The 25,647-nt window shown below is 72.4% G+C and carries 24 protein-coding genes; 13 read left to right on the top strand and 11 right to left on the bottom strand.

All coding sequences use genetic code 11. The features are described from left to right. Positions 1–21 precede the first annotated feature (21 nt). Positions 22–867, top strand: a complete 846-nt coding sequence (locus AAH991_RS22480; RefSeq protein WP_346227855.1) for a helix-turn-helix transcriptional regulator — start codon at positions 22–24, stop codon at positions 865–867. A 103-nt stretch (positions 868–970) separates the two neighbouring features. Here AAH991_RS22480 and AAH991_RS22475 read toward each other — a convergent pair whose 3' ends face one another. The 4 genes from AAH991_RS22475 to AAH991_RS22460 all read right to left on the bottom strand — a co-directional run bounded on the left by AAH991_RS22475 (position 971) and on the right by AAH991_RS22460 (position 4,954). Then, on the bottom strand, positions 971–2,479 hold the full coding sequence (locus AAH991_RS22475; protein ID WP_346227854.1) for an SPFH domain-containing protein: 1,509 nt from the start codon (positions 2,477–2,479) through the stop codon (positions 971–973). Positions 2,480–2,523: 44 nt separating this feature from the next. After that, positions 2,524–2,724 (bottom strand): NfeD C-terminal domain-containing protein, encoded by a 201-nt coding sequence (locus AAH991_RS22470; protein ID WP_346227853.1) that lies wholly within the window; start codon positions 2,722–2,724, stop codon positions 2,524–2,526. Between the two features lie 172 nt (positions 2,725–2,896). Further along, positions 2,897–3,940, bottom strand: coding sequence for an acyltransferase family protein (locus AAH991_RS22465; RefSeq protein ID WP_346227852.1), 1,044 nt, complete (start codon positions 3,938–3,940; stop codon positions 2,897–2,899). A gap of 201 nt (positions 3,941–4,141) precedes the next feature. Beyond that, positions 4,142–4,954, bottom strand: a complete 813-nt coding sequence (locus tag AAH991_RS22460; RefSeq protein ID WP_346227851.1) for an SDR family NAD(P)-dependent oxidoreductase — start codon at positions 4,952–4,954, stop codon at positions 4,142–4,144. Positions 4,955–5,140: 186 nt separating this feature from the next. Between AAH991_RS22460 and AAH991_RS22455 the strand changes: the two genes are divergently transcribed. From AAH991_RS22455 to AAH991_RS22440, 4 genes are read left to right on the top strand one after another with little or no spacing between them, the layout of a single operon-like run. Further along, the gene (locus tag AAH991_RS22455) at positions 5,141–7,816 is read left to right on the top strand and encodes a sensor histidine kinase (protein ID WP_346227850.1); all 2,676 of its coding nucleotides are present in this window, start codon (positions 5,141–5,143) and stop codon (positions 7,814–7,816) included. Then, entirely contained in the window at positions 7,813–8,220 is a 408-nt protein-coding gene (locus AAH991_RS22450) for a roadblock/LC7 domain-containing protein (RefSeq protein WP_346227849.1), read from the top strand. The genes AAH991_RS22455 and AAH991_RS22450 overlap by 4 nt, the downstream gene beginning before the upstream one ends. 13 nt (positions 8,221–8,233) lie before the next feature. Further along, entirely contained in the window at positions 8,234–8,599 is a 366-nt protein-coding gene (locus AAH991_RS22445; RefSeq protein ID WP_169985556.1) for a DUF742 domain-containing protein, read from the top strand. Next, positions 8,580–9,155, top strand: a complete 576-nt coding sequence (locus AAH991_RS22440) for a GTP-binding protein (RefSeq protein WP_079314623.1) — start codon at positions 8,580–8,582, stop codon at positions 9,153–9,155. Before AAH991_RS22445 ends, AAH991_RS22440 begins: the two co-directional genes overlap by 20 nt. Positions 9,156–9,207: 52 nt before the next feature. Here AAH991_RS22440 and AAH991_RS22435 read toward each other — a convergent pair whose 3' ends face one another. Continuing rightward, positions 9,208–9,420, bottom strand: a complete 213-nt coding sequence (locus tag AAH991_RS22435; protein WP_346227848.1) for a DUF4287 domain-containing protein — start codon at positions 9,418–9,420, stop codon at positions 9,208–9,210. A 139-nt stretch (positions 9,421–9,559) separates the two neighbouring features. Between AAH991_RS22435 and AAH991_RS22430 the strand changes: the two genes are divergently transcribed. Then, positions 9,560–10,585, top strand: a complete 1,026-nt coding sequence (locus AAH991_RS22430) for a PLP-dependent cysteine synthase family protein (RefSeq protein WP_346227847.1) — start codon at positions 9,560–9,562, stop codon at positions 10,583–10,585. Between the two features lie 137 nt (positions 10,586–10,722). On the opposite strand, the gene AAH991_RS22425 is transcribed toward AAH991_RS22430, so the two are convergent. The 3 genes from AAH991_RS22425 to xylA form a co-directional block, all read right to left on the bottom strand. Continuing rightward, positions 10,723–11,370 (bottom strand): DUF998 domain-containing protein, encoded by a 648-nt coding sequence (locus AAH991_RS22425; RefSeq protein WP_346227846.1) that lies wholly within the window; start codon positions 11,368–11,370, stop codon positions 10,723–10,725. Between the two features lie 133 nt (positions 11,371–11,503). Continuing rightward, positions 11,504–12,874, bottom strand: coding sequence for a xylulokinase (gene xylB, locus AAH991_RS22420; protein WP_346227845.1), 1,371 nt, complete (start codon positions 12,872–12,874; stop codon positions 11,504–11,506). A 28-nt stretch (positions 12,875–12,902) separates the two neighbouring features. Then, positions 12,903–14,048 (bottom strand): xylose isomerase, encoded by a 1,146-nt coding sequence (gene xylA / locus AAH991_RS22415; protein WP_346227844.1) that lies wholly within the window; start codon positions 14,046–14,048, stop codon positions 12,903–12,905. A gap of 202 nt (positions 14,049–14,250) precedes the next feature. On the opposite strand from xylA, the gene AAH991_RS22410 reads away from it, so the two are divergent. After that, a complete protein-coding gene (locus AAH991_RS22410; protein ID WP_346227843.1) occupies positions 14,251–15,747 on the top strand; it encodes an ROK family transcriptional regulator in 1,497 nt (498 codons plus the stop codon). Here the strand turns inward: AAH991_RS22410 and AAH991_RS22405 are convergent. Beyond that, entirely contained in the window at positions 15,744–16,196 is a 453-nt protein-coding gene (locus AAH991_RS22405; RefSeq protein ID WP_346227842.1) for a hypothetical protein, read from the bottom strand. The two genes, AAH991_RS22410 and AAH991_RS22405, sit on opposite strands and share 4 nt — an antisense overlap. 64 nt (positions 16,197–16,260) lie before the next feature. Continuing rightward, positions 16,261–16,473 (bottom strand): hypothetical protein, encoded by a 213-nt coding sequence (locus tag AAH991_RS22400; RefSeq protein ID WP_346227841.1) that lies wholly within the window; start codon positions 16,471–16,473, stop codon positions 16,261–16,263. Positions 16,474–16,667: 194 nt separating this feature from the next. Between AAH991_RS22400 and AAH991_RS22395 the strand changes: the two genes are divergently transcribed. The 4 genes from AAH991_RS22395 to AAH991_RS22380 all read left to right on the top strand — a co-directional run bounded on the left by AAH991_RS22395 (position 16,668) and on the right by AAH991_RS22380 (position 23,532). Further along, complete coding sequence (locus AAH991_RS22395; protein ID WP_346227840.1) at positions 16,668–17,171, top strand: VOC family protein; 504 nt, start codon at positions 16,668–16,670, stop codon at positions 17,169–17,171. Between the two features lie 316 nt (positions 17,172–17,487). After that, positions 17,488–18,345, top strand: a complete 858-nt coding sequence (locus AAH991_RS22390) for an SAM-dependent methyltransferase (protein WP_346227839.1) — start codon at positions 17,488–17,490, stop codon at positions 18,343–18,345. 201 nt (positions 18,346–18,546) lie between these two features. Next, on the top strand, positions 18,547–18,897 hold the full coding sequence (locus AAH991_RS22385; RefSeq protein WP_346227838.1) for an STAS domain-containing protein: 351 nt from the start codon (positions 18,547–18,549) through the stop codon (positions 18,895–18,897). 216 nt (positions 18,898–19,113) lie between these two features. Continuing rightward, positions 19,114–23,532 carry a cation-translocating P-type ATPase gene (locus AAH991_RS22380; protein ID WP_346227837.1) on the top strand — a complete coding sequence of 1,473 codons (4,419 nt, stop codon included), beginning with the start codon at positions 19,114–19,116 and terminating at the stop codon, positions 23,530–23,532. Positions 23,533–23,547: 15 nt separating this feature from the next. Here the strand turns inward: AAH991_RS22380 and AAH991_RS22375 are convergent, their stop codons facing one another. Next, positions 23,548–24,264 (bottom strand): SDR family oxidoreductase, encoded by a 717-nt coding sequence (locus AAH991_RS22375; RefSeq protein WP_346227836.1) that lies wholly within the window; start codon positions 24,262–24,264, stop codon positions 23,548–23,550. 71 nt (positions 24,265–24,335) lie between these two features. Here AAH991_RS22375 and AAH991_RS22370 point away from each other — a divergent pair, with 71 nt between their 5' ends. Next, positions 24,336–25,133: a helix-turn-helix transcriptional regulator gene (locus AAH991_RS22370; protein ID WP_346227835.1), complete on the top strand. Its 798-nt coding sequence runs from the start codon at positions 24,336–24,338 to the stop codon at positions 25,131–25,133. Positions 25,134–25,269: 136 nt separating this feature from the next. Then, positions 25,270–25,647: carboxymuconolactone decarboxylase family protein (locus AAH991_RS22365; protein WP_346227834.1), on the top strand; the 378-nt coding region annotated here is incomplete at its 3' end.

Genomic DNA, 25,647 nt, shown 5'->3' with positions numbered 1-25,647 from the left:
ATCCCGGGCATGGTGGGGGATGTGGACAGAACCGAACTGGCCGACTTCCTGCGTCACCGCCGTGCCCGGCTCACGCCTGCCGACGTGGGGCTGTCGCAGGGCGCGCGGCGGCGCACCCCGGGACTGCGCCGCGAGGAGGTCGCGCAGCTCGCGGGCATGTCCACCGACCACTACACGCGACTGGAGCAGGCCAGGGGCTCACGCCCGTCCCGCCAGATGCTCGCCGCCGTCGCCCGCGCGCTGCGGCTGACCGGCGACGAACGGGACCACCTCTTCCATCTGGCCGGAGAGGAGCCGCCGCGGGACCGGCGGCCGGCCACGGAGCATGTCCGCCCCGGCCTGCTGCTCGTCCTCGACCGGCTGACCGACGTTCCCGCCCGGGTGGTGAGCGACCGCGGCGACGTGCTCGCGCAGAACGCGATGGCCAGAGCACTTCACGGCGACGTGTCCGCCCGGCCGGAGGCGGAGCACAACGTCGCCTGGCGCTACTTCACCGACCCGTCCGCGCGGGAACTCTTCCCGGCCGAGGACCGTGACCGCGCCGCCCGCGCGGCGGTGGCGGATCTGCGCGCCACACTCGCCCGCCGTCCGGACGACGCGCGGCTGGCAGGGCTCGTACGCCGGCTCCGCGCCCACAGCGAGGAGTTCTCGGCACTGTGGGACACCCACGACGTCGCCGTACGCCGCTCCGACGTCAAGCGCTTCCTGCATCCGGTCGTCGGCCTGCTGGAGCTGGACTGCGAGGTGCTGCTCAGCCCGGAGCACGACCAGCGGCTGGTCGTCTACACCGCCCGCCCGGGCAGCCGGTCCCACGAGCGGCTGGCGTTGCTGCGCGTGGTGGGCCTCCAGGACCTGACCCGCGGCTGAACGGCCGGGTCAGGCCCGCCGGCGCCCGCGACGACGGATGGCTGCGCACCACGCAGAACGTTCGTCCCCGTCCGGTGGACGGGGACGAACGCGGGCCGTGGGATCAGGACGTGGTGTCGATGGCGTTCCTCGTGGCCGGGGGCTCGGCGCCGTTCACGCTCGCGCCGTCCTTCTCGGCCGGGGCGCCGCCGGCCAGCAGGGAGCGGGCCAGGCCGAGGCCGGTGCCGCCGAGCGTGAGCGCCTTGGCCAGCATCTCCTCGATGCCCTGGGCGCCGTTGAGGACCACCATGTGGTCGACGTTGCCGAACGCCTTCGAGCCGGCCTCCACGATCTGCGGCCAGTTCTCGGCGAGCTGCTGGGCGATGACGGCCTCCTGGTTCTCGCGCAGCGCCTCGGACCGGGCCCTGATCGCGTCGGCCTCGGCCAGACCCTTGGCCTTGGCGGCCTCCGCCTCCGCGAGGCCCTTCGCCTTGGCCGCCTCGGCCTCCGCGAGACCCCGCGCCTTGGCGGCCTCCGCCTCGCCCAGACCGGTCGCCTTGGTCGCCGCCGCGGCGGCCTCACCGCGCACCCGTACCGACTCGGCGTCGGCGGCCGCCGCCTGCTTCACCTGGGACGCCTGGGCCGCGGCGCGCAGCTCGGTCTCCCTGGCCTCCGCCTCGGCCTGGGCGATGCGCGCGTCGCGCTCCGCCTGGGACAGCGTGACGGTCTCGTACGCCTTGGCGTCGGCGGGCTTGCGAACCTGCGACTGGAGCCGCTGCTCGGCGAGCTGGGCCTCCAGCTCCGCGGCCCTGGTCTCCTGGACGACGACCTCCTGGCGCGCGGTGGCCTCCGACAGCGGGCCGGCCTGCCGGGCCTTGGCCGCCGCCTGGTCCACCTCCGCCTGGTAGCCGGCCTGCTGGATCTGCGACTCGCGGATGGCGGAGGCCTTCTTGGCGGCCGCGACCTGCTCGGCCTCGGTGGCCTCCTGGTCGCGCTGCGCCTCGGCGATGCGCGCGGCGGCGGCGATCTTCGCGGCGTGCGGCTTGCCGAGGTTCGTGATGTAGCCGGTCTCGTCCTCGATCTCCTGGATCTGCAGCGAGTCGACCACCAGGCCGAGCTTGCTCATCTCGTCGGCCGCGGAGCTGCGGGTCTCGCTGGTGAGCCGCTCGCGGTTGAGGATGAGGTCCTCGACGGTCAGGTTGCCGATGATCGAGCGCAGGTGACCGGTGAACAGCTCGTGGATGGCGCCGTTCATCGAGTCCTGCTGGTCGAGGAAGCGCCGCGCCGCGTTCGCGATGCTGGTGAAGTCGTCACCCACCTTGTAGATGATGACGCCGCGTACCTGGACCGGGATGCCCTGCTGCGTCACGCAGTTGACCTGCAGGTTGGTGGCCCGGCTGTCGAGCCGCAGGCGCCGGGCGGTCTGGAAGCCGGGCAGCACCGCGGTGCCCTTGCCGGTCACGATCTTGAAGCCGAGACTGTCGGCCAGCTCGTTCTTCGTGTGGGCGCCGAGGCCCGAGATGATGAGCGCCTCGTTGGGCTCGGCCACCCGCCAGATGGCTTTGAACAGGAGGATGAGGACGATGAGGGCGACAACGGCCACACCGCCCACGACCAGGATCTCCGGGGACATGGGAGCCTCCGTGTAGTGGGGGGAGATAAGAGCGAGGGAGCGAGTCAGACGACCGCACGAGCGACGTAGACGGTGCGCGGGGGCGAATACTCCACGACGACGACGATCGACCCCACCGGGATCTCCTCGTCGGGAAGGCTTGGATAGGCGTAGAACGCCTCGACACCCCCGCGGATGGGCACCATCACCTCGCCGACGAGGCCGGGCCCGATCTTCCCCGTGACCCTGCCCTGTCTGCCGACCACCCGCGTCACCCCGTCGTTTCCACCGCTCCTGGCTGCACCGCGAATGCGCACGTTACCCCGTATCACCGTGCCGTGACAGGGCCGTTTTCGATGGCCCGTCCCGCCGGATGTGCGATTCGCCCAACTCTGCACCATCACTTCGGCCAACGGAGGGTCGTCGCGCAAAGTTCCACTACGTCGCGGCGGGTTCCCTCTTCACTGGCCGGCGCAGTCTCGTGAAGGCCCAGGAGACGTCGGGCTCCACCGCCCATCGGAACGCCCTGCGCACCGGGGACGTGCAGAGCAGGGCCGCGAGGACGGCTCCGAGGGCCGCCATGGCGGCCACGCCGAGCGGGTTGAGGAGGGCGTCGTGGAAGCGCTCGGCGACCTTCACCGCGAACCCGTGCAGCAGATAGGCGTACATCGTGGCGGCGCCGAGGCCGGTGAACCAGGTGCGGCGGCTCGGGGTGACCGCGAGGAACGCCGTCACCAGCAGGGCGCCGACCGCCAGCATGCCGAGCCTGATCAGCGTGCCGGTCAGGTCGTCCACGCCGATCTGGTGGTTGGAGTGACGCCAGCGGATCCACTCCGTCGGCACGAGCGTGTGGACGGCGAACGCCCCGGCGAGCACCGTCGCGAGCACGGCCCCGCCCGCGATCCTCGCCCGCCGCCCGCGAAGGCGGCCGAGGTGCTCCGGCGTGAGCATGAGGCCGAGCACGTAGAACGGCAGCAGGCCGAACGTCCGGTTCATCGACAGCTCGTCGGGCAGGGCGCTGGTCCCCGACAGCAGGCACAGCCCGACCGCGACCACCAGAGGGTGCCGCAACTGCTGCCAGACCGGCGTGGACAGCCGCCACAGGAACAGCGACATCAGGAACCAGGTCAGGTAGTACGGGTCGAGCAGGCTGATTTCGAGCTTGCCGTACAGGAAGAAGCGGGGCAGCGAGTAGGCCACCTCGAAGATGACGTACGGCACCGCGAGGCCGCTGATGAGCTTGCGCGCCTTACCCGGAGAGAACGTGAAATTTCGGGACAAATAGCCACTGACGACGATGAAGAGTGGCATGTGGAAGAGGTAGACGAAGAAGTAGAGCGCGTGCGCCGCCGGGACGTCCCTCAGCTCCTCGACGAGATGCCCGGAGACGACGAGCACGATGGCGAGGAACTTGGCGTTGTCCAGCAGCGGGTCGCGGGCGACGGCAGCGCCGGAGGGGCGGGCGGGCGCGATCACGGTCATGCGGCCGGACCCTAGTCACCCGTCCGTGAGCACCGGCACAACCGCGGGCGAACACTGCCCGAACTCTCCCCGGCCCGGCCACCCGTGCGTCTCCTCCGCTGTGGCACCCGGGGATCGGGCGGGCGGAGCCGGCAGGGTGAGCGGCCGGATAACCCGTCGTCCCCTAACCGCCGGCACCACGCCGGCGGCGTGGCCGCCCCTTCAGCCGGACAGGCCGGTGGCGGCGCGGCTCGCGTCCCACAGGGCGGCGGCGAGTGCGGGGTCGGACATGTTCTGCGGCGCCCGTGCGGGAGCGTTCTTCACGAAGTACCGGCCCGGGTGGTCGACGCCGTCAGAGTGCGTGGCGAGGTGGACGATCCGCGCCGCCCCGGCCTCGACCGGCTCGCCCATACCGGGCAGATGCCACACCACCTTCATGAAGAACGTGCCCTCCGCGAAGCCGGTCTTCAAGACGCCCGGGTGCAGGCACGTCGCGGCCAGGCCGCGCTCGGCGAGCGACACCGTGAACAGCGCGTTGGCCTGCTTGGAGTCGCCGTACTGCAGCCAGCCGTTCCAGCGCCGCCACTCCCTGGACAGGTCGGCGGGGTCGAGGCGGCCCGTCTTCGCGGCCCGGGACGACGTGGTGACGACGCGGGCGGACGACTCCGCGAGCCGGTCGAGGAGCAGGTTCGTCAGCAGGAACGGCGCCAGGTGGTTGACCTGCATCATCCACTCGTTGCCGTCCACGGTGGTGCGGCGCTCGGGTGTCATGACGCCGGCGTTGTTGATCAGCACGTCGATGCGCTCGTACCGCTCCAGCAACTCGGCCGCCAGCCGGCGCACCTGGTCGAGGGAGGAGAAGTCCGCGACGAGCGTGTCCGGACGGCTGCCACCGGCCCGCTCCGCGCGGTCGGCGACGGCGCGGAGCCTGTCCGGAGTGCGTCCGACGAGCACGATTTGATGACCTCGCCGGGCGAGATCAAGGGCAGAAGCTGCACCGATTCCGGCACCCGCCCCAGTGATCACAGTAATCATCGAATCCTCCCACTGCGCCAGCACTGTATCGGTGCTAGCCTTCTGTGCGATCTTCCGGAGGTGCATTCCCCCATAAATGCGGCGCGAGCCTCCAGCACTGCAGGAGTGGCCATGGGTTCGAGAAACCGGTCGATTCGGTTCAAGATCTTCTTATTGCTGCTCCTGCCATTGCTCATGTTGAGTGCTATGTGGGGGTTTGCCCTAAAGCTCACGGTTGGCGATGGCCTCGTCCTCCTCAACTCGAAGACGCTGTACGACACCATCGGGGTGACCTCCACCGACCTCGGCACCCAGATCCAGACCGAGCGGGCGCTGACCGCCGGCGTGCTGAGCAGCGGCCAGACCGGCTCCACCGCGCTCACCGCCCAGCAGGCCAAGACCACCGCCGCCGCGGACAGGTTCAGGAAGTCCGCCGACGACGGGGCGACCCGCGCCGCCATGAGCGACGAGCTCGTGGCGTCCCTGGACGCCCTGCTGTCCTCCCTCGACCGCCTGCCGTCCGTCAGGGAGTCCGTCACGCTCGGCAGGGCCGACAGGCTGACCGCGATCACGTCGTACAACGCGATCATGGACGACCTGTTCGCGCTGTACGAACGGCTCGTCTCCGTGCCCGACCTGGCCACCTTCCAGGTGGCCAGCGCGATGCAGGGGATGGGCAACGCGCACGAGATGATCACTCGTGAGGACGCCCTCGTCCGCGGCGCCCTCGCCAGCGGCACGATGACGGCCCAGGAGCAGAACGCCTTCAGCGAGTGGGTCGCCACCCGGCGGTTCCTCTACAGCAAGAACCGGCCGGTCCTCAGCGGGGAGATGCGGGCGCCGTACGAGCAGGTGCTCACCTCGCCGCTGTTCGACCGGTTCACCGCCCTGGAGAACCAGATCGTCGACCAGGTGCGTTCCGGCGGCCCGCTGCCCGCTGAGGCCGAGAGGTGGTCGGCGACCGTCGACCAGCTGATCGTCAGGCTCGACTCGGCCCGGGTCAAGGCCTCGGACGCGCTCAGCGGCTCCGCCACCTCGGTCGCCACCGCGATCATGCTCCGCATCCTGATCGCCGGCGGCCTCGGGCTCGTGGTCATCGTCGCCACGATCATCTTCTCCGTCCGGTTCGGCCGCCGCCTCGCCCGTGACCTCGCCGGCCTGCGCGACGCCGCGCTCGAACTCGCCGACGTACGGCTGCCGCAGGTCGTCGAGAAGCTGCGGCGGGGCGAGGACGTCGACGTCGAGGCCGAGGCGCCCCCGATCAAGGCGACGGGGGCCAACGAGGTCGAGGACGTCGCGCACGCGTTCAGCTCCGTCCAGCGCACGGCCGTGGAGGCCGCCGTCGGCCAGGCCGCCCTCCGCCGGGGCGTCAGCCAGGTCTTCCTCAACCTGGCCCGCCGCAAGCAGACCCTGCTGCACCGCCAGCTCACACTGCTCGACACGATGCAGCGCCGCGCCGAGGACCCCGAGAGCCTGGAGGACCTGTTCCGGCTCGACCACCTGACCACCCGCATGCGCCGCCACGCGGAGAGCCTGATCATCCTGTCCGGCTCCGCCCCCGGGCGGTCCTGGCGCAAGCCGGTGCCGCTCATCGACGTGATCCGCGCGGCGATCTCCGAGGTCGAGGACTACACCCGCGTCTCGATGGCCCCGATGCCGGACGCCGCCATCGCCGGCGCGACCGTGGCCGACGTGGTGCACCTCGTCGCCGAACTGGTGGAGAACGCCCTGATCTTCTCGCCCCCGCAGACGAAGGTGGAGGTGCGCGGGGAGGTCGTCGCCAACGGGCTCGCGGTGGAGATCGAGGACCGTGGTCTCGGCCTGATGCCCCAGGAGTACGACGAGATCAACGCACGGCTGGCCGACCCGCCGGAGTTCGACCTGGCGGACAGCGACCGGCTCGGGCTCTTCGTCGTCGGCCAGCTCGCCGCCCGCCACGAGATCGGCGTGGTCCTTCGGGGATCGCCGTACGGCGGGACGACCGCCATCGTGCTCATCCCCCGGGCCCTGATGGTCGACGAGAGTTCGCCCGCGGCGCTGGCGGACCCGGCCGGCCGCGGCGCCCACGCCAAGTTCGCGCTGGCCTCCGGCGGCGGCGACACCGACGTCCGGCCCGGCGAGGCGTTCGACGCCGACCCGGGACCGGGCCGCCCGTCCCACGACCTCCGGGAGATCCGCACGATCGCCGGAGAGGTCGCCGGGGACGTCCCGGCGGGTCTCCGCGGCGAGACGGCGGGTCTCCGCGGGGAGACGGTGAACCTTCGCGGGGAGACGGTGAACCTTCGCGAGGGGACGGAGGATCCGGAGGAGCGTCCGAGCGCGTCCGAGCCGTCCCCGTTCTTCACGCCGGCCGCCCTGCGGACCGAGGCCGTGCCCTCCGCGGCGCGCGACGATCTCTCCCCCCGGCCCTTCGGCGCCGGTTCCGGCTTCGAAAGCCCGCGCGCGGCGGCCGCGCCCAGCGTTTCGCCCTCCGTCTCGCCCGCGGTTTCGCCCTCCGTCTCGCCCGCGGTTTCGCCCGCCCCCGAGCCGGCGACCGCCGGGGTGGCGGCGAACGGCCTGGCGCAGCGGACGAGCACGAAGCGGTCCGGAACATCCGTCTCCAACGGCACCCATGCCGGGCTGCCGCGCAGGGTCCGCCAGGCCAACATCGCCCCGCAGCTTCGCCCCGAGTACCAGCAGGCTCAATCCCCGCAGGAACAGCCCCCGCAGAGGCCGCCGCTGTCCGCCCCGACCGTGGAGGAGCGGTCGCCCGAGGAGGCGAGAGCGATGTTCAGCGCCTTCCAGCGCGGTGCACTGCGGGGCCGGGAGGACTCCGATCGGCCGGGTGTGGCCACACCCGGCCACCACGAACACAACACGCACGGCGAAAAGGGTGAGGAATGACCGGCAAAGCGTCGTCGACCGGCGAACTGAACTGGCTGCTCGACGATCTCATCAGCAGGGTCGCCGCCGTCCGCCAGGCGGTGATCCTCTCCACCGACGGCCTCGTCGTGGGAGCCTCCCAGGGGCTGAGCCGGGAGGACGCGGAACACCTGTCCGCGGTCGCGGCCGGCTTCCAGAGCCTGGCGCGGGGTGCCGGACGGCACTTCGGCGGGGGCGAGGTCAGGCAGACCATCGTCGAGATGGAGGCCGCGTTCCTGTTCGTCACGGCCGCGGGACAGGGCACCTGCCTCGCCGTCCTGGCCGCCTCCGACGCCGACGTGGGGCACATCGCGTACGAGATGGCGATGCTGGTCAAGCGGGTGGGGCAGCACATTTCCACCAACCCGCGGCGAATCGCCCCATGAGATTGGCGGCCACATGACGGGACCCCAGTGGATGGACGAGGAGGCCGGACCGTTGGTCCGGCCCTACGCGCTGACGGGGGGCCGGGCACGGCACTCCGGGGCCAAGCTCGACCTGATCACCATGGTGACCACCTCGGGCTCACCGAGGGACGTCCCCGGCATGGGCCCCGAGCAGCGGCGGATCCTCGAGCTCGCGCGCCGTGGCGCGTCGGTGGCGGACATCGCGTCCGACATCGACCTGCCGCTGGGCGTGGTCCGGGTTCTGATCGGGGATCTGCACGACCTCGGGCTCGTCGACGTACGGGCTCCGGGCAAGGTGGCGCCGCTGCCAAGCGAGCGCATTCTCAAGGAAGTGATCAATGGCCTTCGCGCCCTCTGAGGAGCCGGTCGCCCTCAAGATATTGGTGGCCGGCGGCTTCGGCGTCGGCAAGACCACGCTGGTCGGCGCGATCAGCGAGATTCGCCCCCTGCGCACCGAGGAGGTGCTGTCCGATCGCGGCGTCGGCGTCGACGACACCGACGGCGTGGAAGGAAAGACGACCACGACCGTGGCCATGGACTTCGGCCGCATCACCATCAGGGAAGGGCTCGTGGTCTACCTGTTCGGCACCCCCGGACAGGAGCGCTTCTGGTTCATGTGGGACGAGTTGTCCTACGGCGCGCTCGGGGCCGTCGTGCTGGCCGACACCCGCAGGCTGACCGACTGCTTTCCGTCGATCGACTACTTCGAGCAGCGCGGCACGCCGTTCATCGTCGCCGTGAACTGCTTCGACGGCGCCGATCGGCACGAGCCCGAGGACGTGCGGATCGCCCTCGATCTCGACCCCGACGTCCCCGTCCTGCTCTGCGACGTACGGCGCCGCGCCTCGGCCAAGGTCGTGCTCGTCACGCTCGTGGAGCACGCGCTCAAGATGCTGACGGCCGCCCAGCGCTGATCTGCCCGGCGGGGCCGGGACCGCGTGCCGGCCCCGGCCCTGCCCCCGGCTCCTACTCGGCGCTGTCCTCGGCGAGGGTGTGCGCGACGAGGGCGTTCGCATGCCCGTGCCCGAGCCCGTGCTCCTCCTTCAGCCAGGAGACGAGCTCCATGTGCTTGGTCAGCGGGGAGCTGCGGATGAGGTCCTTCCACTCGGGGATCGGCCTGCCGTGCTTCTTCTCAATCGAGGGGAAGTAACTGGCGGGGCCCTTCACCGCTTCGGTCATGTCGTGTCCTGTCCCGTCCGACTCGTGATCGCGATCGCGTCGGCACCGGCGGCCGCGCCGCAAGTCTGCCTCACCGGCATGCGGGACGCATCTCCGGCATCGCGGATCGGCCACCCCGGCGGTCGTCTAGGGTGCGACCGTGATCTCTGAATGGGCGGCCGAGGCCGTCGCGCTCCTCGACCGGGAGCGGGCGGAGGCCGGCACGACTCCGCTCCGCGAGTTCCCCCTGCCTGCGGAGTGGGGGGTGCGGCTGCGGCTGAAAGACGAGTCGGCGCAGCCCACCGGGGGTCTCAAGCACCGCCTGGCCCGCGCCCTGTTCGCCCGGGCGATCGCCTCCGGACGGATCACCGAGGGGACGACCGTGGTCGACGCCACCGGCGGTCCCATGGCGGTCGCCGAGGCGTGGTTCGCCCGGCTGCTCGGCCTGCCGTACATCGCGGTGATGCCGAAGAAGTCGTCCGGGGCCGGTGTCGAGCGGCTGGGCGGCGCCTGCCGGCACGTCGATCCTCCGCTCGCCGTCTACGAGGAGGCCGCCCGCCTCGCCGACGAGATCGGCGGGCACTACCTCGATCACTACCGCTCGGCCGCCGCGGTCGACTGGCGTGGCGCGAGCCTGGCCGACGAGTTGTTCGGGCAGGTCGACGGCTGCCCCCGCTGGATCGTGGTCGGGGCGGGCACCGGCGCCACGTCCGCCGCGATCGGCCGGCATCTGCGGGATCACGATCTGCCGGGGAGGCTGGCCGTGGCCGATCCGGAGAACTCCGCCTACTTCCCCGGCTGGGCCACCGGCGCCCCGGACTACGCCACGGGCATGCCCAGCCGCATCGAGGGCGTCGGCCGGCCGCGGATGGAGCCCGCCTTCGACTCCGCGCTCGTCGACCTGGTCGTCCCCGTGCCCGACGCGGCGAGCGTGGCCGCCGCCCGCCACGTCCGGCGGGTGACCGGGCTCGCGGTCGGCCCCGCCACGGGGACGAACCTGTGGGCGGCCCTCGAACTGATCATCCGGATGCGCGATCGGGGCGAGCGCGGCGAGGTGGTCGGCGTGATCGGCGACGCGGGCGAGCGTCATCTCGCGACCTGCCACGACGACGCCTGGGCGGCGGGCAAAGGCCTCGACTGGCGGCCGTACGCCGAGCGGCTGCGCGATCTGCTCGGCGCGCCCTGACCCGCTCCGCTCTCCACAAAAGCCTCGCCCGGCTTCCACAGACCGCACCCCGCTTCCACAGACCGGATCTGCTTCCACAGGACAGCACCGGGCCGCGCGGCGCCCCCGCGCCCGCGCGGCCCGATGTCCCCCCACCGTCAGCGGTGCACGAGGAAACCGGCGCGCCGGCCGGCGGCACGCACTCTCAGCCACGGTCCCCAGGCGAGCTGCGCGAGCCGTACGGCGAGCACTCCGAGGACGGCCACCTCGGCGGTCAGGAGCAGGCGCTCCACCAGGCCGATCATGACGCCGTGGCCGGGCAGCGCGACGTACGTGATGACCGCCAGGCCGAGGCCGGAGGCGAGCGCCAGCCACTCCAGCGGCCGGGCGGCGGCCTTCCAGCGCTCGTCCTGTCCCAGGCGGCCCACCAGCTGGATCGCGGCGGCGGGCACGCTCACGAAGGCCACCGCGGACAGTACGCCGTGCACGTCCCCCTGCCAGGCCGTGCCCGACGGCATCACGGCGGCACCGATGAGCGAGACGCTCCACAGGCCGATCAGGCGGGCGGGCCAGCCGTCCACCGGCGCGTCGAGCGCGCGCATCCCGGCCAGCAGCGCGAGCGAGGCCAGCCCGAGGACGGCCATGGCCGTCTCGATGGCGCCGCCCTCGTCGCGGGCGGCGTACTGGCTGATCGTCATGGAGACGGGGTTCAAGGAGGCGTCCCCGCCCACCTGCGCCGTCACCACGGTGACGACCGCGAGCAGGATGCCGCCGCCGGCGAGCAGGGGGTAAAGCCTCTTGACCATACGTTGAGAATCCCGCGTACGGCCCGTTCCTAACATCCGGGACAACGCGTAGATCCCCCCGAGAAGGGGTCAGGGTCGTCTCAGGGTGGGGTCCCCGGGGTCCCCAGGGTCTCCGGGGGCCCCACCCGGGACGTCACTCCTGCGCGGCCTCGTGGTACCGCTCACGCAGGCCGGAGGTGGGGTCGGCCTCGTACCGCTCGGTCGCGCCGGTGTCCCACACCGGCGGTTCCGGATCCCCGGACAGCAGCCAGGCGGCCTGCTTGGCCGCGCCGTCCGCGACGTACTCGCCGGGGGTGGGCACGAGCACCGGACGCCCGAAGACGGTCGGCGCGATGCGGCGTACGGCCTCCGAGCGGGCGCCGCCGCCGATGAGCAGCACGCGCTGCGGCTCGAGGCCGAGAGCGTCCAGCGCGTCGGCGAGCCCGCAGAGCATGCCCTCCACCGCGGCCCTTGCCAGGTGCTCCGGGGTGGAGTTGCCCAGCCGCAGGCCGTGCAGTGAACCGGTGGCGTCGGGCCGGTTCGGGGTGCGCTCCCCTTCCAGGTACGGCACGAGCACCAGCCCGTCCGCACCCGCGGGGGCCCGCAGAGCCAGGTCGCTCAGCTCCTGGGGAGTGACCCGGAGCATCCGGGCCGCCGCGTCCAGCACCCGCGCCGCGTTCAGCGTGCAGACCAGCGGGAGATAGCGCCCGGTGGCGTCGGCGAACCCGGCGACCGCCCCGGAGGGGTCGGCGGACGGCCCCTCGGCGACGGCGAACGCCGTCCCGGAGGTGCCGATGGACACGACCACGTCACCGGGCCGCATGCCGACGCCGAGCGCCGCCGCCATGTTGTCGCCCGTGCCGGGCGCGAGCAGCGCGCCGCCCTGCTCGGCCGTTCCCGCCTGTTCGGCGGGACCGAGCACGCGGGGCAGTTCCGGCACCCTGCCCATGGCGAGTTCGAGCAGGTCCGTCCGGTACTCCCCGGTCGCGGGCGACCAGTAACCGGTGCCGGAGGCGTCGCCCCGGTCCGTCGTGATCGTGCCGGGCCGGCCGGCCAGCCGCCAGGTGAGCCAGTCGTGCGGCAGGCACACCGACCGCGTACGGCGCGCGTTGTCCGGCTCGTTCGCGGCGAGCCAGCGGAGCTTGGTCACCGTGAAGGAGGCCACCGGCACGCTGCCGACGGCCTCGGCCCACGCCTTGGGGCCGCCCAGCTCGGCGACCAGGTCGGTCGCCGCCCCGGCCGAGCGGGTGTCGTTCCACAGCAGCGCGGGCCGGACCACCTCGCCGTCCTCGTCGAGGCAGACCATGCCGTGCTGCTGCGCGCCCACGCTGACGGCGGCGACGTCCGCCAGGCCGCCCGCCTGCTCGATCGCGCTCTGCAGCGCGGTCCACCAGTGGTCGGGATGGACCTCCGTGCCGTCGGGGTGGGGGGCGCGGCCCTCGCGCACGAGGGCCCCGCTCTCCGCGTCCCGGATGACGACCTTGCAGCTCTGGGTCGACGAGTCGACCCCCGCGACCAGCGTCACAGTCGTCCCTCCGCTCTCACTGATCCGTTCAGCCGCGCACGCCGAGGAGGTGCTCCAGCGCGAGCTGGTTGAGCCGGGTGAAGTGGTAGCCGCGCTCCGCCACCGCGTCCACGTCGATCGACTCGGCCAGGATGTCCTCGTAGGTCTCGCCCGTGGCGAGGGTCGGCTGGGCCAGCTCGTTGCACTTGCTGGCCTCCAGCGCCTCCTGCACCTCGGGGTCGGCGCGGTAGGCCTTCGACTTCTCCTTGAAGATGAGGTAGGTCCGCATGTTGGCCGCGGCCGAGTCCCAGACGTCCTGCTTGTCCTCGGTGCGCAGCGGCTTGTAGTCGAAGTGGCGCGGGCCGTCGTAGCCGCCGTTCTCCAGCAGGTCGACGAGGAAGAACGCGTTCTTGACGTCGCCGTGGCCGAAGATGAGGTCCTGGTCGAACCTCGGGCCGTGCTGGCCGTTGAGGTCGATGTGGAACAGCTTGCCGTGCCACAGCGCCTGCGCGATGCCGTGCACGAAGTTCATGCCGGCCATCTGCTCGTGACCGGTCTCGGGGTTGAGGCCCACCATCTCGGGGTGCTCGAGCGAGTTGATGAACGCCAGGGCGTGCCCGATCGTCGGGAGCAGGATGTCGCCGCGCGGCTCGTTCGGCTTGGGCTCGACGGCGAAGCGGATGTCGTAGCCCTTGTCGATCACGTACTGGCACAGGAGGTCGAAGCCCTCCTTGTAGCGGTCGAGCGCGACCCGCACGTCCTTGGCGGCCTCGGACTCGGCGCCCTCACGGCCGCCCCAGCACACGTACGTCTTGGCGCCCAGCTCGGCGGCGAGGTCGATGTTGCGCATGACCTTGCGCAGGGCGTAGCGCCGGACCTCGCGGTCGTTGCTGGTGAACCCGCCGTCCTTGAAGATCGGGTGGGTGAAGAGGTTGGTGGTGGCCATCGGCACCTTCATGCCGGTGTCGGCCAGCGCCTTCTTGAGGTTCTCGATCGCCTTGGCCCGGTCCGGCTCCACCGCGAGGAGGTCGTCGTCGTGGAAGGTCACACCGTACGCGCCGAGCTCGGCCAGGCGGTGGACGCTCTCGACCGGGTCCAGCGGAGCCCGGGACGCGTCGCCGAACTGGTCGCGCGCCTGCCAGCCGACGGTCCACAGCCCGAACGTGAATCGGTCCTCGGGAGTGGGGGTGTACATGAATCGCCTCCGAATTAGTCTATGTTGTGGACTAAATATCGGACGTGACAAGCCGTACGGTCAAGAGGGTGTGTCGGTGTTATCAACGCCACTCAGTGGAGGATGTGATGACGCGGGCCGCGGGGTGTGAGACGGGACACACGTGAAGGAGCGCGATGACGCCCGCGTTACCGGTGGTGCGCACCACGGGCGAGGAGGTGCGATGACGCAGGCCCTGCGGCATGACGCGATGCGCGCCCGGAACCTGGCGCTCGTCCTCGGCGCGGTCGGCGCCCGGGGGTCGGTGACACGCGCCGCCCTTGCCGAGATCACCGGCCTGACCAAGACGACGGTGTCCAAGCTCGTCGCCGACCTCATCGAGGGCGGGCTCGTGGTGGAGACCGGGACCGTGCGCGACGGCGAGCGCGGCAGGCCCGGGGTCGAGATCCGGATCAGCGGGCGGCGCATCGCCGCCCTCGGGCTCGAGGTCAACGTCGACTACCTCGCGGTGTGCGTGGTCGACCTCGCCCGGACGGTACGGCTGCGCCGTACACAGGCTGTGGACAACCGGACCGCGGCCCCTGTGGATGTGATCGCGCGACTTGGGGATTTGGCCGCCACGGTTGTGGACGAAGCTGTGGAGAAAGGCCTGCGGGTGGTCGGCGGCGTGCTGGCCGTACCGGGTCCTGTGGACATGACCAGCGGGGTCGTCCACAACGCGCCGAACCTCGGCTGGCGCGATGTGCCGCTGGCGTCGCTCCTGCGGTTCCCCTTCCCCGTAGGTGTGGAGAACGAGGCAAACCTGGCCGCGCTCGGCGAGCTGTGGTTCGGATCCGGCCTGCCCGACTTCCTGCACGTGTCGGGAGAGATCGGCATCGGCGCCGGTCTCGTGGTCCGCGGCCGGCTCTTCCGGGGCGCGCACGGCCTGGCCGGCGAGCTCGGGCACATCGTCGTCTCCCCCGGCGGCCCGCCGTGCCGCTGCGGCGGCCGTGGCTGCCTCGAACAGTACGCCGGGCAGGACGCCCTCCTGACCGCCGTCCGCGGCGCCGCGCCGATCGGTCCCGCCGCCGGTACGCGGCGGGCGGGGGCGTCCGTGGAGGTGCCGGCAGACGAGCCGCGCGAAGGCACGGACCAGGCGACCGGTGGAGCCCGCGACAGGGCGCTGACGACCTCCGGCGTGCCGGATCACGGCGGAGCAGGGACCACGGCCGACGGCGGAGCGGGGACGAGCCACCGTGTGGCGGACGGCGCCGAAGCAGGCGCGGCCTCCGGCGCAGGGGCCGGGGACGACGACGGGCCGCCGCCGCATCTCGGCCGCACGAGCTGGGCGGAGGCGGTGGTGACGTCCGCGTCGCCCTCGCCGGAGATGCTCCTTCCCGCGCAGCAGGGCCTGTCGTGGGTGCTTTCCCGGCTCCGGGAGGGCGACGAGAACGCGCGTGCCGCGTGTGAGCGGGCCGCGTGGGCGCTCGGCGTGGCCCTGTCGTCGGCGGTCAACCTGGTGGACCCCGACGCGATCGTCCTGGGCGGGATCTACGCACCGCTCTTCCCCTGGATCGGTCACACGGTCGCCGACACGCTGAAGGCCCACCTCGGGCAGATGCGCGGCGCCGTGCCGCCCGTGGTCGTCTCACGGCTCGGCGCCGAGGCCGCCGCCCTCGGCGCCGCCGGCCAGGTGATCGAGCAGGTCATGGCCGACCCCGCCGCCCTCCTGCAGGGCTAGCGGGCGCCGTCGTCCCGCTGAGTGGCCCGCAGCGCGGCCTCGTACTGCCCGCGCTCGAAGACGAAGGGCCCGAGCGCGCTCAGATCCCACTGGCCGTCCCGGTGACCGTTGCGGAAGCCGCTCCAGACGACGGTCGTACCGGTGACCTCCACCCGGGCGGTCAGAGGCCAGCAGCCCCACTCACCGCAGTCGCAGCCCAGCAGGACGGTCTCCCCCTCGTCGAACCACCGCAGTTCCGGTTCGCCGAGGAAATGGCGGCTGGGCCAGCACAACCGTTCCGACAGTCCCTCATACGCGCCTGCGATGCCGGGGTGCCCTTCGGATGCGGCGAAGGGCGCTTCGACGACCTTGGCCAGGTCGCGGAGCGGGACCCCGTCGACGAGGATCTCCACGTTCCCGAAAGCCCAGTCTCCGGCAGGCGGGTCGAGGCGGAACTCCACGACGTTCACGCGGGCCCCCCACTGTCCCGGACGGCGATCCCGGGACCCACCCGGCACGTGCGGCCCACGGGGATCACAGGCCCGAGGGATCGCGGCCGAGGCTGATCTCCTCGGCGATGCGCCGCAGCTCGTCGGCGGCCAGCCGGGGCGTGCCGGGCAGGCAGGAGGTCAGCGCCGCGATCACCTGGTGGAATGGCGCACCGGCATGGCGGACGGCGACCTCGTGCACCGCCCGGAACAGGACCAGGTTGTCCTCGCGCTCCCGCGTCGCCCTGTCGACGATCATGACGCCCCCCTCTGCCGGCCCCGACGCCGGCGCCGCTACTGACCGCCCGCTCCGGCGCCGTACGGAACCCCGGTGGGCGGCCCGCCACCCCCTGGCGGCTCTGCCGCTGGCCACCGTACGACCTGCCACCGACAGTTTCCGGGAGAACCGGCGAGGTACAATTACTTGAGAGTTCAAGTTTTCGGGAGGGCGTCATGCCGGTCCAGCGACTCAACCATGCCGTGCTTTACGTGCGGGACGTCTCCCGCAGCGTGGCCTTCTACCAGGAAGCCCTCGGGTTCCGCGTCGTCCAGGCGTTCCCCGGGGCCGCGTTCCTGCAGGCCGAGGGATCCTCGAACGACCACGACCTCGGGCTGTTCCAGATCGGGACGCAGGCGGGGCCGTCGTCCGCCGGGCGCGCGACGGTCGGCCTCTACCACCTCGCGTGGGAGGTGGACACGCTCGCCGAGCTGCAGCGGATCGCGGCCACGCTGACCGAGATGAACGCCCTGGTCGGCGCCTCCGACCACTCCACCACCAAGGCCCTGTACGCGAAGGACCCGGACGGGCTGGAGTTCGAGGTCTCCTGGCTGGTGCCCGCGGACCTGCTCACCGAGGAGACCCTGGCGGGGCGCAGCCAGATCAGGCCGCTCGACCTGGCCAAGGAGCTGGAGCGGTACGGCGCGCAGACACGCGGCGGGGTCGGCGTCAGCGTCTGATTCGGCGACCGGTGGGCGGCCGTCCTCTCGGCGGCCGCCCACCGGTCGACTCGGCCGATCCGGACCGATCGGGCCGGCCCACAGCCGCCGACCCCGCCGACCCGGACTGACCCACACCCGCCGACCCCGCCGACCCGATGCGCCCGGCCGGCCGAATGCCCCGACTGGTCCGACAGGCACGACTGGCCGGATGCGCCCGGCTTCGCCCGTTGGGCGAGCTGTTCGTGCCAGTTATCGCAAACATCCTCCCCGCGGCCCCCGGGGGATTTACCATGATCGCGATCTGGACCCGTACAGCGAGGGAGCAGGACGGATCATGGCCGACGACGACCAGCACGTGAGCGGTGCCCCGGCGGACGACGAGCAGGCGGCGACCAGGATCGACACGAGCAAACCGAGCATCGCCCGTGTCTACGACTTCTTCCTCGGCGGGAAGGACAACTTCGCCATCGACCGGCAGGTGGGCGAGGCGACGTTGCTGATCGCGCCGGACGCTCCCGCGGCGGGCCGCGCGAACCGCGCCTTCCTCCGGCGCGTCGTCCGTTATCTCGCGGCCGAGGCGGGCATCCGGCAGTTCCTCGACATCGGCTCGGGTCTGCCGACCCAGGGCAACGTGCACGAGGTGGCCCAGGAAATCGCCCCGGAGGCGCGGGTCGTCTACGTCGACAACGACCCGATCGTGCTCGCGCACGGCCGGGCGCTGCTCGCCACGAACGGGAGCACCACGGTCGTCGAGGCCGACATCCGTGACCCGGAGTCGATCCTGAACCACCCCTCGGTCGGGGCGCTCATCGACTTCGACCAGCCGGTGGCCCTGCTGCTGTTCGCGATCCTGCACCACGTCAACGACCACGAGGACCCCCAGGGCATCGCCGCCCGTTTCCGCTCGGCCCTGCCCTCCGGCAGCTATCTGGCGCTGTCCCATTTCCACAACCCGGGGCCGGCCATGCCCGAGGTGTCGGCGCAGGCCACGTCGGCCGAGAGGCTGTTCAACGAGAACCTCGGCACGGGCCGGTGGCGCACCCGCGACGAGATCCTCGCCTACTTCGGCGACCTGCCGATCCTCGAGCCCGGCCTGGTGCCGCTCGCCGAGTGGCGGCCGGATCCCGGCGACTTTGTCGAACACGGCATCACCTACCACACGTTCGTCGGTGCCGTCGCCCACAAACCCTGAGACGTCGTCCGGGGCGATAAACGTGAAATACGTCACCGTCCCGCCGTGCGGCCCATAGGGCTTCGGCGCAGGCCGCGGGCCATGCGACGGCGGGCCGGTGATCGGCGGGGCGGGCGCGGGGACCGCGCTTCGGTTGACAGCGGCGAGCGGCGACGGTGATGCTCGGAGTTGGCTGCCCCTCTACAGGAAGGCGGCTCCGACATGATGACCATCAATGGTTCGTTCGAATCCGCTCTGCGCAAGCAGAACCTGCTCTATCTCGACAAGCAACTGGTCGTACGCACCTCCGACGACGGCTCCGTACGACTGATCGGGCAGATCGATCTCACCAACGGCGACGCGATGGCCGACACCCTCCTCAGGGAGTGGACGAGGCCGGGGACGGGAACCGTGGACGTCGCCGAACTCCAGTTCATCGACCTCTACGGCCTGCGCGCCCTGGCACTGCTGTCCGACATGCCCCTGGGCCGGCCGATCCGGCTGCACAACGCCACGCCGGCGCTGCGGAGGCTGCTCGCCCTCCTCGACTGGCCCGCCTTCACCGTCGGCTGACCCCGCGGTTCCACCCGGGCCCCCCGCCCGCGCCCATCGCGGGCGGCGCGTCTACCGTTCTCCGGGTTTCCCATATCCCGCGTTTCTCCTGCTCCGGATGGAGGAAAGGTAACCGACGACGGTCGTACGACCGTTATGACCAGCGTCTGAGCCTTCATACGGGTTCAGGCGGGATTCATCCGTGAGTTCCCCCCGACTCTCGCGAGGAGGGGTGATGTGATCCTGAACCGGGTGCTCAACACGTCCGCGGCCCTGCTGCGCGGCGTGCTGCCCGAGCCGTTCCGAGATCTGCTTCCGTGCCCCCGCGAGATGCGCCTGTGCCCCGGTGGGTTGCGCATCGACCTGCGCGGGATCGGCCGGCCCGGCTCCGAGGCCGCCGCGGGACGGCTGGAGGAACGGCTGGAGGCCGTCCACGGCGTCGAGCGTGCGGAGGTCAACGGCCGCGTCGGCGCCGTCTTCGTCGCCTGCGACCCGGGCCGGGTCGACCAGGACGAGCTCCTGGCCGTGACCGCGGAGCTCGACGGGCAGGAGGAGCACGCCCGGGAGAGTCCCGTCCACCTCGTGGAGGAACACCTGCGGGCGACCGTACGGCTGACGGCCGGCGTCGCCGGGATCGGGCTGATCTTCCTGGGCAGGGCGCTGCGGGCCCCGCAGCTCCCGGCGGCCGTCCCCGCGATGGTGCAACTGGTCAACGCCACGCCCGCCATCCGCGAGCAGCTCGACCACCGGCTGGGGCGCGGTCCCACCGAGGCCCTGTTCACCACCGCCAACCTCGTCACCCAGACGCTCACGCTCCGCCCCGTGGCACTGTTCGTGCAGGCCTTCGCGAACGTGAGCCGCTACGTCGAGACCAGGGCGAGCCGGTACGCCTGGGAGGAGCTCGAGGAGCGGCTGGCCTCCCGCCCGGGGGCCTGGCGCCACATCCGGGCGGAGGCCCGGCGGCGCCCGACGCACCTGCCGCACGGCCCGGTCGAACGCTACGCGGACGTGGTCGCCCCCATCAGCGCCGCCGCCTACGCGGTGGCCCGGGTGTTCGCCCGCGGCGAGCGGGCCGCCGCCGTTCTCATCTCGGCCACCCCCAGGGTCGCCGACCTCAGCCGCGAGGCGTTCGCCGGCGCGATCAGCCGCGCGCTCGGCAAGCACGACACGGTCGTCTTCGACGCCGACTGCCTGCGCACGATGGACCGCGTCGACACCGTCGTCCTGGACGCCGCCGCCCTGACCACCGGCTCGTGGACGATCGACCGCGTCGAGCCGCTGCTCGAAGGGCAGGACACCGACGAGCTGTACTCCCGGCTCTACTCCCTCATCGACTTCTCCGACCCCGGCCGCGCCCGGACCCTGAAGGGCTGGTCGGTCCGGCCGCTGCCCGATCTCGAAGGCCTGGTCGCGGACGCCGCCCTGTGGCGGTCGCGCGGGCTGCGGGCGGTGGAGGTGTCCAGGAACGGCACCCGGGTCGCCGTCGCCGGGCTCGCGCGGGAGATCGACGCCCTGGCCGTGCCCGTCGTCGGCGCGGCCAAGGCGGCCGGCGCCGTCTTCCTCGCGGGCGGCGACGAGGGCCTGGCGCAGCGCCTCGCGATCGGCCGTACGCTGCCGGGCGGCGAAGAACTCGCCGGACACGTGTACGACCTGCAGGAGAAGGGCCGGTGCGTGGTCGTCGTGTCCCGGGGCGCCGCGCACGCGCTCGCCCAGGCCGACATCGGCGTGGGAGTGGTCGTCCCGGAGGCCGCCGGCCCGGAGGGCATCGTGCCCTGGGACGCCGACGTGGCCGGCGAGCTGCACGGGGTCCACCTGTTCCTGCGCTGCCTGCCCCGCGCCCGCGCCACCAGCGGGAACGCCGTACGGCTCGGCGCGGCCGGCGCGGTGGTCGGCACCCTGCTGGCCGTCGCGGGCCCGGCCGCCACGGCCCTGCGCCGGGCGCAGCTGGCCAGCGCCGTCGTCTCGCTGGCCGCCATCGTGCTGGGCGAATGGTCCGGGCAGAACGCGGGACGCGTCCCCACCCCGCCGCGCGCCGACACCACGCCCTGGCACGCCATGTCCGCCGACGAGGTGCTTTCCCGGCTCCGCTCCTCCGTCCAGGGAATCGCCGAGCAGGAGGCGGGCAGGCGCCGCGCCGAGGCCGCGCCGGAGAAGGCGGAGGGCCCGCACTCGCTGGCCCGGGCCACGGTGGAGGAGCTCGCGAACCCGCTCACGCCCGCCCTCGCCACCGGCGCGGGGATATCGGCCCTCGTCGGCTCGGCCCTCGACGCCGTGCTGATCAGCGGCGTGATGGTCATCAACGCGTTCCTCGGGGGCGTGCAGCGGTTCAAGGCCGACCGGGCGCTGCACCGCCTGACCGAGTCGACCGAGGTCCTCGTACGGCTGCGCCGCCCCGAGGGAGTCGTCGAGACGACGACGGCCGAGCTCGCGCCCGGCGACGTCATCGAGCTGCGCGCCGGGGACGCCGTGCCCGCCGACGCCCGCGTGATCAAGGCCGTCGGGCTGGAGGTGGACGAGTCCACGCTCACCGGAGAGTCCCAGCTCGTCGCCAAGACGGCCGCGCCGACCGTGGCGGCGGCCATCGCCGACCGCAGCTCGATGGTCTACCTGGGCACGTCGATCGCGGCGGGCAGCGGACGTGCGGTGGTCGTCGCGACCGGCGACATGACCGAGTCGGGGCGCAGCGCCAGGCTCGCGGGCGAGCCGAGCCCGCCCACGGGGGTGGAGCTGCGCCTGCGGGAGCTGAGCAGCCGCATCCTGCCGATCTCGATCGCCTCCGGGCTGGCACTGCTCGTCACCGACCTCCTGCGCGGACGGTCGCTGGCCGCGGCGCTCACGCCGGCCGTGAGCCTGACGGTCGCCGCCGTGCCCGAGGGGCTCCCGTTCATCGCCACCGTGGCGGAGCTGGCCGCGGCGCGGCGGCTGTCCAGGCGTGCCGCGCTGGTGCGCAACCCGTCCACGATCGAGGCCCTGGGGCGGGTCAACGTGCTGTGCTTCGACAAGACGGGCACGCTGACCGAGGGCCGCATCAACCTGCGGCACGTGTCGGACGGGCGCGCCGGCCGCCCGGTCGAGGAGCTGCTCGAGGAGACGGACGCCGGGCTGCGGCGCGTCCTCGCCGCGGCCGTACGGGCCAGTCCCAAGTCCGGTGTGGGACGGGTGATCGCCCACCCGACCGACCGCGCCGTGCTCGACGGCGCCCAGCGGCTGAACGTCACGCCCGCCGAAGGGTTGGAGAGCTGGGAGCGCGTGGACGAGATGCCGTTCGAGCCGGGCCGGGGCTACCACGCGGTGCTCGGCCGCACCGAGCACGGGCACCTGCTCAGTGTGAAGGGCGCCCCCGAGATCGTGCTCACCCACTGCACCACCGTGCACCGCGACACCGGTCCCGTCCCCTGCGACGAGACCGTACGCGCCGAGCTGGAGCAGGAGGTGGAACGGCTGGCCCGGCAGGGATACCGCGTGCTCGCCGTCGCGCAGCGGCCCGCCTCCGACCGGAGCGACCTCGACGAGTCGCGCATCGAGGAGCTGTGCTTCCTCGGCTTCCTCGGCCTGGCCGACCCGGTCAGGTCCACGGCCGCGGAGAGCGTCAGGCGCCTCATGCGGGCCGGGGTGCGGATCGTCATGGTCACCGGCGACCATCCCAGCACCGCCGAGGCGATCGCGGTCGAGCTGAACGCGTTGAACGGCCAGCGCGTCATGACCGGCCCCGAGCTGGACGAACTGGACGACGAGACGCTGACCAAGGTGCTGCCCGACGTGGCGGTTTTCGCCAGGACCACCCCCGCGCACAAGGCCAGGATCGTCACGTGCCTGCGCCGGGCGGGTGAGGTCGTCGCCGTCACCGGAGACGGCGCCAACGACGCGCCCGCCATCCGCACGGCCGACGTGGGCATCGCCCTCGGTTCGCGGGCGACGCCCGCCGCGCGGGCCGCCGCCGACCTCGTCGTCACCGACGACCGCATCGAGACGATCGTGGACGCCATCGTCGAGGGCAGGGCGATGTGGACCTCGGTGCGCGACGCGCTGAGCATCCTCCTCGGCGGCAACATCGGCGAGATCGCCTTCACCGTGGGGTCCAACCTGCTGGCGGGCGGCAGCGCGCTCAACGCCCGGCAGCTCCTGCTGGTCAACCTGCTCACCGACATGGTGCCGGCCATGGCGGTGGCCGTGCGGCCGCCCGCCTCGACCGACCCGGACAAGCTGCTCGCCGAGGGCCCGGAGGCGTCGCTGGGCGCGTCGCTGACCCGCGACATCTACCTGCGCGCGGCGGTCACGACGGCGGCGGCGACGGCCGCGTGGATCCTGGGCCGCATGACCGGCACCCGCGTGCGCGCGGACACCATCGGCCTGGTCGCGCTCGTGTCCGCCCAGCTCCTGCAGACGCTCTCGGGCGGCGGCCGGGACAGGATCGTCGTGCTCGCGTCGCTGTCGTCGCTGGCCGTCCTGTGGCTCATCGTCACGGTGCCGGGGGTCAGCACGGTCTTCGGCTGCCGGCCGCTCGGCCCGGCGGGCTGGGTCATCGGACTGGGCAGCGCGGCCGCCGCCACGCTGGTGGGGATGCTCGTGCGGCGCCCCGTCAGGGAGGCGACGACCCGCGCCGAGGCCGAGCGCCGCCGGAGCACGGCCCACGTGCCCGTTCCCGTCCCCGTCTGACGGGAGCGACCGGTCCTACCAGGGGACGGGCGTTCCGTCCCAGGAGAAGAAGCCGCCGGTGGGGCCGTCACCGGGCAGCAGGGCCAGCCTGACGGCGCCGGCCGCGCCCTCGGCCGGGTCCCCACCGCTCTCGGCGATCCCCGGGGCGAGGTCGGTCGCCCGCAGGCCCGGGGCCAGCGCGTTCACCTTGAACCCCTCGTCCGCGAGCGCCTGGGCGTAGAAGAGCGTCAACGCGTTGAGTGCCGACTTGGACGAGCGGTAGGCCGCGGCGGCGCCGGCCGAGGCGGCGAAGTGGTGCTCCGGATCCGCGCTCCACGTCAGCGATCCGGTCCCGCTGGAGACGTTGACGATCCGGGGCGAAGCCGAGCGGCGCAGCGCCGGCAGGAACGCGTTGGTGACCGCGAGGACGCCGAAGACGTTCGTCTCGTACGTACGCCGGAAGCTGTCCACGCCGGCGTCCGGCGCGGATCCGCCGTCCACCTGGACACCGGCGTTGTTGACCAGGATGTCCAGGCTCTCCACCTCCTTGGCCGCCGCGGCGACGCTCCCGGCGTCGGTGACGTCGAGCACCAGCAGCCGGGCGTCGCCGCCGATCTCCTCGACCGCCCTCCGGCCGCGGTCCGCGTCGCGCGATCCGACGTAGACGGTCAGCCCCTCGGCGGCGAGCTGCCGCGCGATCTCCTTGCCGATGCCCTTGTTCGCACCCGTGACCAGTGCTGTGGATAGGTTCATGACATCGACCATTCCGTGGCGGCGGCGACCCATCCAGGGACAACGAATCCCTGGCAGCGGAAGGAGGCACCGTGGTGAGACGGGATCTGGCTCGTTTCCTCCGCGACAGGCGGGAGCGCCTGCGCCCGGGCGACGTCGGCCTGCCCGACGACGAGCGCCGCCGGACTCCCGGCCTGCGCAGGGAGGAGGTCGCCGACCTGGCCCACATGTCCGTGGACTACTACACCCGCCTCGAGCAGGCGCGGGGCCCGCGTCCCTCACCCCGGATCCTGGACGCCCTCACCGGCGCGCTCCGGCTGGATCCGGCCGAGCGGATCCACCTGTTCCACCTCGCCGGCACGGGCCCGACGCCGCCCGCGGGTCCGGTGCGCCGGGTCCGCCCCCATGTGGCGGAACTGCTGCACCGCATCCCCGGCACGGCGGTCATCGTCACCGACGCCACCTACGACGTCGTGGCCTGGAACCCGCTCGCGTACGCGCTGCTGGGCGATCTCGAGACGCAGCCGAACCTGGCCCGCAGGCGGTTCCTCGGCGGCTACCACGAGAGTTCGAGCAGCGAGGAGTTCGGCCACGTCGTCGTGTCCCGGTTGCGCCTCGCCGCGCAGCGTTACCCGCACGACGAGGCGCTCGCGCGCCTGCTGGCGGATCTGCGGGCGGGCAGCGAGGAGTTCACCCAGATCTGGGATTCCGACCCGGTGCACGATCCCGGTCACCGCACCAAGGTCGTCGTCCACCCGAGGGCGGGCCGGCTGCGGCTGAACTGCGACGTGCTCGTCGTCCCGGGCGACGACCAGCACGTGGTGTTCGTCACCGCGGACCCGGGCAGCCCCTCCGAGCGGGCCCTGCGCCACCTGGTCGCCGCCGGCTGAGACGCCGTCAAGTTCGGGAATTGACAGAAGAATGCCAGCGGCGGACATCTTGCTGATCCGCCTCCGCCTGGCTGTCCCGCCTTTCTCTTCGCATCGTGGTGGTGGGAGGAAAAACCACGAGGAGAAAGTCAGGGAAATGACACACACCGTAACGCCCGCGGCACGCCCGAACGTCGCCACGGAACTGTCCATCGTCCCTTCTCCACGACAGGGCGGGCGGACCGGGCCGCAACACACCAATCACCGCGGGTCCACCCGGCCGTATATCGCCCTCGCCACCGACGAGCCCGGAGTTCGCGGCCTTTTCCGGTTCCGCCCGGAGGCCGCGCTGCCGCTGAACCAACTGGTGGACGTTCTGTTACGCGGGGACGGCACGCTCAGCCGCGGAGAACGCGAATTGATCGCCACCTACGTCTCCGCGCTGAACCGCTGCCGATTCTGTTTCCACACCCATGCGGCGTTCGCCGCCGTACGACTGCCCGAGGGCATGGACCTGGTCGAGCAGGTGCGCGAC

It is taken from the genome of Microbispora sp. ZYX-F-249 (genome assembly GCF_039649665.1).
GTDB classification, from domain to species: Bacteria; Actinomycetota; Actinomycetes; order Streptosporangiales; family Streptosporangiaceae; genus Microbispora; species Microbispora maris.
The sequence above is the reverse complement of the archived record's forward strand: the minus strand, read 5'-3'. Positions and strand labels throughout refer to the sequence as shown.

Bases quoted from the DNA above. Each gene is read 5' to 3' on its own strand.
- AAH991_RS22475 (WP_346227854.1), bottom strand. From the start codon at position 2,479: ATGTCCCCGGAGATCCTGGTCGTGGGCGGTGTGGCCGTTGTCGCCCTC.
- AAH991_RS22465 (WP_346227852.1), bottom strand. From the start codon at position 3,940: ATGACCGTGATCGCGCCCGCCCGCCCCTCCGGCGCTGCCGTCGCCCGC.
- AAH991_RS22460 (WP_346227851.1), bottom strand. From the start codon at position 4,954: ATGATTACTGTGATCACTGGGGCGGGTGCCGGAATCGGTGCAGCTTCT.
- AAH991_RS22455 (WP_346227850.1), top strand. From the start codon at position 5,141: ATGTGGGGGTTTGCCCTAAAGCTCACGGTTGGCGATGGCCTCGTCCTC.
- AAH991_RS22450 (WP_346227849.1), top strand. From the start codon at position 7,813: ATGACCGGCAAAGCGTCGTCGACCGGCGAACTGAACTGGCTGCTCGAC.
- AAH991_RS22445 (WP_169985556.1), top strand. From the start codon at position 8,234: ATGACGGGACCCCAGTGGATGGACGAGGAGGCCGGACCGTTGGTCCGG.
- AAH991_RS22440 (WP_079314623.1), top strand. From the start codon at position 8,580: ATGGCCTTCGCGCCCTCTGAGGAGCCGGTCGCCCTCAAGATATTGGTG.
- AAH991_RS22435 (WP_346227848.1), bottom strand. From the start codon at position 9,420: ATGACCGAAGCGGTGAAGGGCCCCGCCAGTTACTTCCCCTCGATTGAG.
- AAH991_RS22425 (WP_346227846.1), bottom strand. From the start codon at position 11,370: ATGGTCAAGAGGCTTTACCCCCTGCTCGCCGGCGGCGGCATCCTGCTC.
- xylA (WP_346227844.1), bottom strand. From the start codon at position 14,048: ATGTACACCCCCACTCCCGAGGACCGATTCACGTTCGGGCTGTGGACC.
- AAH991_RS22410 (WP_346227843.1), top strand. From the start codon at position 14,251: ATGACGCAGGCCCTGCGGCATGACGCGATGCGCGCCCGGAACCTGGCG.
- AAH991_RS22400 (WP_346227841.1), bottom strand. From the start codon at position 16,473: ATGATCGTCGACAGGGCGACGCGGGAGCGCGAGGACAACCTGGTCCTG.
- AAH991_RS22395 (WP_346227840.1), top strand. From the start codon at position 16,668: ATGCCGGTCCAGCGACTCAACCATGCCGTGCTTTACGTGCGGGACGTC.
- AAH991_RS22390 (WP_346227839.1), top strand. From the start codon at position 17,488: ATGGCCGACGACGACCAGCACGTGAGCGGTGCCCCGGCGGACGACGAG.
- AAH991_RS22385 (WP_346227838.1), top strand. From the start codon at position 18,547: ATGATGACCATCAATGGTTCGTTCGAATCCGCTCTGCGCAAGCAGAAC.
- AAH991_RS22375 (WP_346227836.1), bottom strand. From the start codon at position 24,264: ATGAACCTATCCACAGCACTGGTCACGGGTGCGAACAAGGGCATCGGC.